The organism is Tateyamaria sp. GN1-10 (genome assembly GCF_055693845.1).
Genome location: NZ_JBVFUR010000003.1, coordinates 263,888 through 270,836, shown reverse-complemented (window position 1 = coordinate 270,836; position 6,949 = coordinate 263,888). Strand labels below are relative to the sequence as shown.

Genomic DNA, 6,949 nt, shown 5'->3' with positions numbered 1-6,949 from the left:
TGCGGGACGTGGCGCAGGCGGTGGGAATGTCGCCCATGACCGTCAGCCGCGCCCTGCGCGAGGACCGCACTGTGAACGCCAAAACACGGGCTCGGGTGCGGGAAGTTGCAGCCCAATTGGGGTATGTCTATGACAGCACGGCGCAGGCGTTTCGCACCCAGAAAAGCGGGTTTGTTGCCGTTACGCTGCCGTCCGTGAACAATGCTAATTTTGCCGAGACGTTCCGGGCGCTTACAAACGGGTTGGGTGAGTCGGGATTGCAACTGCTTCTGGGCAGCACGAATTATCGGGTTGAACGCGAGGAAGAGTTGGTGCGCCAATTGCTCACCCGCAACCCCGAGGCGCTGGTGCTGACGGGCGGTCATCACACCGATGAAACCCGCAAACTGGTGCAGGGCCGGGGCCTGCCGGTGATTGAAATGTGGGATTTACCGACCGATCCATTGGGCCATGTCGTCGGATTTTCGAACAGCGATGCCATGGATCACATCGTGGAGCATCTGGCGCAAACGGGGCGGCGCAAGTTGGCCTTTGTTGGCGCGTCAGAGGGCGCGGATATGCGCGGGGCCGTGCGTCGGGCTGGTGCGATCGAGGCTGCGTGCGCCCGCGGACTGCCCGCGGTTGCGATGATCGATGCCGGTCCCGCACCGGTCTCTATGCGTCACGGCGCTGCGGCAATCGAAGCGATGGGTCGCGATGTGGCGCAATACGACGCGTTGGTCTGTGTGTCGGACCCTGTTGCATTTGGTTGCCTGAGTGCTGTGCAACGTCTGGGCCTGAGCGTGCCAGATGATCTGGCAATCACGGGGTTTGGCCATTTTGAGGTCGCCAAAGTATCAAACCCGCGGATTACGACCGTGGACGTGCAGGCCGAGGACATTGGGCGACAGGTCGTGTCTTTGTTGCATGGAATTTTCAATGATGAGATCGACGCACCGGTCAGAATTGATGTCGGTTCCGCTTTGGTGACAGGAGAGACAAGCTGAATCGAACTATGCCATTTCGTCAGAAGCCTGTCGGATCACCTTATTACCGAGACTGCATGGCAAGCAAAATCAGATACTTAGCGTTTTGAATTGTTGAGACTCCGATTTCGGTACTCTTTTGCGACGCCAATCCTAAAGCCGACGTTCACGTCGAAGCAGTCAGTGCTGGCGGGTCTCGGAGCCGTTGTCGGGACAGCCCTTTCACAGCGTGACTTCACAACCCGGAGGATGCGGATGGAGCTGCTATTTCTAGAGGTAAGCACAGTGTCTGCGTCTACCTTTTGGAAGGTTCTTCTGGCTCCAAGATATTCCTTTCCGGATCACGCAAATAGACAATCAGAAGGAACTTCCCTTTGGTTTCAAAGCCGGCGACGTCGCCTTGTCACAACCCGTTGAACCGAAGCATGTTCTGAACATTCTCGGTCAGTTGTGAACTTCAAAGACAAAGTGCTCATAACTCACGCAGTAACGCGTCGCGCTGTTCCATCAGCTCCAGCGCCAAGGCTGCCCCTGCCGCATTAACACCCAAATCATTTTTCAATCGGCACGCTTTTTTCGCTCGCACGATATTCATGCCGACAAACTTCCAATTGCTCTTACTTTGCCCGACGGGGCTTAGCGCTCCGTGTTCCACTAGTTCGATGATCCATCCTTCTTCCGCCGAGCAGAACCGACAGAGCTCGTGCAATGACAGTGTTTGCACAGTTGTACGCAGCACAGTTGTCTTCTTCATATCCTAACCTCCAAGTGATCTGCGGGGATCGAAGGGCATTTCCTTTGCCATGCGTTCAAAGAACTGCCGCGCTTCGTCGGTCTCCACCTTCGGGTTGATGATTTTGAGCGTCGCGTAGATGTCGCCCGGCGGTTGCCCCGGCAAACCCTTGCCTCTAAGCCGCATCCGCTGCCCCGTACGCGCGTTTTTTGGCAGGCGCAGATCGACTTTACCGTCGGGTGTGGGCAACACCACATGCTGCCCCAAGGCAGCTTCCCAGGGTGCTATGGGAAGATCAAGGTAGAGGTCACGGCCGTCAGGACGATAAACCGGGTGCGCGGCAAACGTCACCTCCACAAAAAGGTCCCCGGCGGCACCGGGCCTGCCTTGACCAGCCAACCGAATATGCTGTCCTTCCAAAATGCCCTTGGGGACATGCACGGCAATGGTCCGGTCTTGAAACCGCATCTGTCCATCGGGGCCAACAATCGGCACGCGCAGATGCAATTGGTGGCTGGCACCATGATAGGCGTCTTCGACGGGGATCTCGATCCGGGTGTGGCTGTCGGCCCCTGTCCGCGTACCCATCCCGGCACCGCCACGCCGAAACAGCGTCTCAAAAAAGTCGCTGAAGGCGTGGTGGTCTTGCATGTCACTTTGTGAAAAGGAAAATCCTTCGTCCCAGCCCGGCGGCGGTTCATGATACTGCTGTCCGGCGGAAAAGCCGGCGCCCAGCTGGTCATAGGCTGCGCGGCGTTCCGGATCCTTGAGCACCTCATAAGCTTCGCTGACGTCCTTGAACTTGGCCTCGGCGTCAGGACCCGAACTGACGTCGGGATGAAATTTGCGTGCAGCTTTGCGAAAAGCTTTCTTGATCTGGCTTTCGTCTGCATCGCGGGCCACGCCCAGGATGTTATAATAGTCTTTGAATTCCATGTGCCGTTATTACCTGTCGCGATTCGGTACCCAGTTTCGCATCCAGACAGGGATACTCGTTGATTTCTGTCAGGCCTGCGGAAACGAGCACCGAACACCGGGACTATGCTCTCCCGCGGTGCCAAGATGACAATGCCTGCGCGTGCGTTACGGGCATCAAAAAGCAGCCCATTGAGTGAAGCGATGTAGTCCGTGGTTATCATGGTTGGCAGCTCGTATCGACGTTCCTGCCAGACAACCAACCCACCTGGTATCGCTGTCCTCCACAGCCTGCGCGCAAGTGTTATGGGTATGGACACACCGCCCCATCGCCCGTTGCACTCAATCCAGTGAATGCATGGCCGCGCGTTGGGATGTTGGTACAAGACAGCATCAAGACTGCACCGCCCAAAGTATCCAATGTCCTGCAGGACCAAGGCTATCCTGATCGCCTCGGATACGAGTTTCCCTGAATCTCTGTCGAAAGGCGCGGCGCCGTCGCGCCGACAAACGCCGCTGGAACGGTCCGGATGTGCTGTTCAAATACTCCATCTATGATCGGTGCACCGGTCCGGGCATGTGGTATCTGACCTGCTCCCCTTTGAATCCGCTAGGCTCTGTTCGGGTTTTTGGTCCTTCATTGACGGGTTAGCATATTCCGTGGGTGTCATATCAGCGAGGCTGGAATGCGGGCGGTGGTGGTTGAAGTCGGTGCGCCATACCGCCACCAAATAGAGGGCGTGGCGTAGGTTATCGAACAGATGTTCATTGAGGCATTCGTCGCACATGCGGCCATTGAAACAGAAATCTCTAGCAGGTTTGCCCCGCTACAAAAGAAAAGAAGGGATGTGCGCCTCAAACGCCTGAAAGACACTTTGCAAACCGAGGATGAACCAACTTGGTCCTGGCCTCAAAAAAATATATTACAGCTTCCGGATCGGTCGTCCGGCTGTTGCGTTCCAGGAAGTTCGAACTTCGAAACCGATAGCAAAAATGCCATCCAAATCCAACTCGCATTGGACACAGCTAACACACTGATTTCATGATGATAAGATATTGAATCTGTTGGATTTTCCGCTTCAAGCGCAACGCAATCAATGAGGGAAAGCTGCTAAGGCTAAGTTGCTGCGTTAGGGGTTTGTGCACGACCCCACGAGCAAACCGCCTTCAACAGATGGGACCTTTGTCCGTTGCGCAGCTGTTGTAGAAAGTGACCGCATAACCCGTCGTCATTTTGACACAGAACCACCTTTTAAAATCCAGTATTGCGCTGGAATCCTAGACCACAGATGGACAGTACTTTAATCGAAACGCTCAGACGATCAGGTGAGGGTTAACCACATGTGCCTAGTGAGGTTTTAGCCATATGGAGCGCATTCTTTTTGGTAGTGTGAAAGCCTGGCTGGTTTTGTTTTTGGCAATTTTGGGTCTGTTTGGATCCGTAATGTTGTCGTCATTGGTGCTGTACAGAGTAGAAGGTGGGCAGCGGCTGCCACTAGCTACTACCGCAGCCTTGAACATTGCCCGCTTCCCCCACACTGTTGTTCAGCTAGCACGGGGCGAGCTCAAGCGCGACAACCACGTCGTTCCGGATCGCTTTCCCGACGAACCGACCGGTTTTTCCATCCTTGAGGAGAGCATTGGCGACCCTCAATATCTTTTGGTTTCGCGCTATGACGGAAACATTGGCCGTAGCGTCGTGGAACTTTTACGCGAAGGCGAGGCGGACGTCTTGTACCGTTGGGTTTTCGACAATGCCGAAGACATGTCCTTTGAAAGTGAAGCGCCATTCATCAGTACGCCGATTGCGTCCCAGTCCCATACAATGCGCACTGTTCACCCCTGGCTTGGTGACGACGGCAGTCTGTTCGTAAAGGTGCATTTCGGTGCCATGTATCGTGTTGGCGCATGCTCGGAAATAGAATGGGTCAATTCGGACTTCATGTTCCATCACGCCTTGGAACAGGATGCGGACGGGAACTTCTGGAGCGTTGGCTCCGGACAAATGACCCCGGAAGTCGCCGATCTTGGGTTTAACGCAGACTTCGTAGACAATCGGGCTATTCAGCTTTCGCCTCAGGGTGAGGTGCTTTACGATCGCTCTGTCATGGAGATTATCATCAACGCGGGTCTTTTGAACCTCGTGAATGACTATGACGCATATCAGATCGACCCGATCCACCTAAACGATGTGCAGCCCGTCTTTGAAGATGGCCAGCTTTCGCGGCGCGGAGACATATATTTAAGCCTGAGCCATTTAAACATGTTGATGCTATATCGCCCAGCGACGGACAAGCTTGTCTGGTGGACACAGGACTACATGATGCAGCAACATGACGTCGATATCATTGCGCCGGATGTAGTGCAGATTTTTGACAACAGGAAACGAACCGGTCCGCAGGGTTCCATGACAATCAGCACCAACGAGATCGTGCGCTATCATCTGCCCGAACGAGAGGGCGATCCCGTATTTGCGGAGCCGATGCGGGAGACCAATGTGCGCACTCTCAATCAGGGTCTTGCTGATCAGCTTCCCGGTAACGGGATCATGATGGAAGACACAAATGCAGGCCGTCTGATCAAGTTCAGTGAAACAGGGAAGCCACAGTGGACCTATTTGAACAGATCTGACGATGGTCGTGTTTGGACCCTAAACTGGTCACGTTATATTTCGGCGGCGACGGCAGAGTCCGCGCTTGAGCAGTTGAAGGAAGCACAATGCAATATCTGATTGGCGTGGCAGCCGCTGTTTTCTTGACAGCTGCTACACCAGCAATGGCTTACATTGGACCCGGGATGGGGGCAGGGGCGGTCGCGGTCGTATTTGGCGTGATTGGCAGTATTTTCTTGGCGATTTTCGCGGTGTTGTACTACCCGATTAAGCGGATGCTAAAAAACAGAGGTACGTCTCAGGACGTCAATCACGTTCGAACACCCGATAAATGATGTTGTCCACCATTCTTTTGGTCTTGGCAACGATCCTGGCGGTTGAGGTTGCACTGCGGGTGCCGCTGGACAAAACCGTGCCTCGCGCAATCCAGAGCGGCAAACGGGCCGTGCAGATCATCGGCGCACGCCATATATCTGACCACTGGAAGGAAAAGGCCTTGCCTGTGTATGCTATGCGCATATTCGGCGCGTCTATGCTGCTGTTTGTGATGCTCATGGCGATTTTGATGCCCTTTGTGATCACTGATATGATCGGGCGTCTTTTTGATATCCACGTTATGGACCGTCTCTTGACGATCTGGGGAACGATGGCGTCGATGGCCTTGGGACTTTTCTGGCTTTTCCTGCGCAATCGTGTGCGTCGTGGCGGACTATAGCGCCCTAGAACGCATGCTCCATCGCCTTGCACTAGGCAGTAGTGCTATGGGCGAAATGCAGTTTGATCTCGAGTGCAGGATCGAGAAATCGGAACCTCATGCTGACGGCCAGCACGTCTTTGTCACGGGCCTTGCAAGAGCTGGGACCACGGTCCTGATGCGATCGATCTATGGCAGCGAAGCCTTTGGCACTCTAACCTACCGCGATATGCCATTCGTCATGGCACCAAATCTGTGGGCACGCCTGCACCGCCGATCTTCGCGAGAGATTGAAATTAGCGAGCGTGCCCATGGCGATGGTATTCTGGTGGATGCCGACAGTCCTGAAGCGTTCGAAGAAGTATTTTGGCGTATCTTTTTGGGCCATCGCTACCTAAACGACAAAACCAGAGGTCTGGTTCCACATGAGGTTCCATCAGAGGTCTCCGAGAATTTTCGGAAATACGTACAGCTGATACTCAAGAGGTCTGGGACGACGCGTTACCTTTCCAAAAACAACAACAACATTTTGCGCATTGCGGCGTTATTGGACATTTTTCCAGATGCCAGGATTTTGGTGCCCTTTCGCCGCCCAGTGCCCCACGCACAATCTCTTCTCGCGCAGCATCAAAGGTTTTGTGAGGATGGAGACCGCTTCACGCGGGCATACATGACGTGGCTCGCACATCATGAGTTTGGACCAGGGCATCGCCCGTTTGTGTTTTCTGATCAACCTCATAGCGAAGCGCCGCCAACAGAGCTCCTCTATTGGTTGGAGATTTGGGGCGCAGTTTACGGGTATCTGGTCAAGATGTACCAATCTCACCCGCGCGTGCATTTTGTTTGTTACGAACAAATGTGTCACGCCCCACAAGCATGGGCTTCTTTGTCTGATTGGCTGGATCTTCCGGCTGGCAGTCAGTCACATTTCGCTGTGAAAGAGACGTCAACGCCCGCAGCCGCGCCAAAGGAGTTTGAAGCGATTTACAGCGATATGACCTCACTTACTCACTTAGGTTAACCAATAGCCA

7 protein-coding genes and 1 pseudogene are annotated in these 6,949 nt (G+C 54.3%); 5 read left to right on the top strand and 3 right to left on the bottom strand.

The genetic code is table 11. From position 1 onward, the window contains the following. Positions 1–986 (top strand): substrate-binding domain-containing protein (locus tag ACZ1HN_RS01915; protein ID WP_472726257.1); only part of this gene is annotated, 986 nt, incomplete at its 5' end. A gap of 451 nt (positions 987–1,437) precedes the next feature. Here ACZ1HN_RS01915 and ACZ1HN_RS01910 read toward each other — a convergent pair. The 3 genes and pseudogenes from ACZ1HN_RS01910 to ACZ1HN_RS01900 form a co-directional block, all read right to left on the bottom strand. Then, on the bottom strand, positions 1,438–1,719 hold the full coding sequence (locus ACZ1HN_RS01910; RefSeq protein WP_472726256.1) for a chaperone modulator CbpM: 282 nt from the start codon (positions 1,717–1,719) through the stop codon (positions 1,438–1,440). A 3-nt stretch (positions 1,720–1,722) separates the two neighbouring features. Further along, positions 1,723–2,634, bottom strand: a complete 912-nt coding sequence (locus ACZ1HN_RS01905; RefSeq protein WP_472726255.1) for a DnaJ C-terminal domain-containing protein — start codon at positions 2,632–2,634, stop codon at positions 1,723–1,725. A 608-nt stretch (positions 2,635–3,242) separates the two neighbouring features. Beyond that, positions 3,243–3,437 (bottom strand): annotated as a pseudogene (locus tag ACZ1HN_RS01900) (integrase core domain-containing protein); the annotation flags it as partial. Between the two features lie 542 nt (positions 3,438–3,979). Here ACZ1HN_RS01900 and ACZ1HN_RS01895 point away from each other — a divergent pair. Genes ACZ1HN_RS01895 through ACZ1HN_RS01880 form a run of 4 tightly spaced genes read left to right on the top strand, consistent with a single transcriptional unit; the run spans position 3,980 to position 6,939 of the window. Beyond that, entirely contained in the window at positions 3,980–5,344 is a 1,365-nt protein-coding gene (locus ACZ1HN_RS01895; protein WP_472726254.1) for an arylsulfotransferase family protein, read from the top strand. Next, positions 5,332–5,559: a hypothetical protein gene (locus ACZ1HN_RS01890; protein ID WP_472726253.1), complete on the top strand. Its 228-nt coding sequence runs from the start codon at positions 5,332–5,334 to the stop codon at positions 5,557–5,559. Before ACZ1HN_RS01895 ends, ACZ1HN_RS01890 begins: the two co-directional genes overlap by 13 nt. Then, on the top strand, positions 5,556–5,939 hold the full coding sequence (locus ACZ1HN_RS01885; protein ID WP_472726252.1) for a hypothetical protein: 384 nt from the start codon (positions 5,556–5,558) through the stop codon (positions 5,937–5,939). The genes ACZ1HN_RS01890 and ACZ1HN_RS01885 overlap by 4 nt, the downstream gene beginning before the upstream one ends. A gap of 46 nt (positions 5,940–5,985) precedes the next feature. Beyond that, positions 5,986–6,939 carry a sulfotransferase gene (locus ACZ1HN_RS01880; protein ID WP_472726251.1) on the top strand — a complete coding sequence of 318 codons (954 nt, stop codon included), beginning with the start codon at positions 5,986–5,988 and terminating at the stop codon, positions 6,937–6,939. Positions 6,940–6,949 lie beyond the last annotated feature (10 nt).